Genomic DNA, 565 nt, shown 5'->3' with positions numbered 1-565 from the left:
GTCCTGCACGTCGGCCGGGATGCGGGTCAGCTCCTCCACGCGCGCGGTCATGCCGTCGGCCATGGCCCGCATCACCGGGCTGGGCACGAGGGCGTCCCGGCTCGGCCCGTGGGCCAGGAGTTGGGCGTAGTTCCAGCCGTACCTGATGGCCTCCTCCGAGGTGCCCGCCGTGCCCTGCACCAGCAGGGTCGAGTCGCCGCTCACCGCCGCCGCCAGGTGCTCCGACACCCAGGTCTTGGCGGTGCCCGGCACGCCGAGCAGCAGCAGCGCCCGGTCCGTGGCCAGCGTCGTCACGGCGACCTCGACGATGCGGCGCGGTCCCACGTACTTCGGGGTGATCACGGTGCCGTCCGGCAGCGTGCCGCCCAGTAGGTACGTGGCCACGGCCCAGGGCGAGAGGCGCCAGTTGGTCGGTCGCGGCCGGTCGTCGGCCGCGGCGAGGGCGGCCAGCTCCTCGGCGAACGCGTCCTCGGCGTGCGGTCGGAGCGCCTCCGGGCGCTCCTCGCTCAGCGGTGCGGCATCGGCGGTCGCGGTGGCTTCCGACGCGGCCCGCGCGGTGTCCGAC

At 75.6% G+C, this 565-nt stretch carries 1 protein-coding gene; it reads right to left on the bottom strand.

Annotated elements, in window-relative coordinates:
* Positions 1-510: AAA family ATPase (locus KUM32_RS42830; RefSeq protein WP_217146952.1), on the bottom strand; the 510-nt coding region annotated here is incomplete at its 3' end.
* Positions 511-565: the final 55 nt, after the last annotated feature.

Source organism: Streptomyces sp. AC627_RSS907 (genome assembly GCF_019049165.1).
This window is presented reverse-complemented; position numbering and strand designations above follow the sequence as displayed.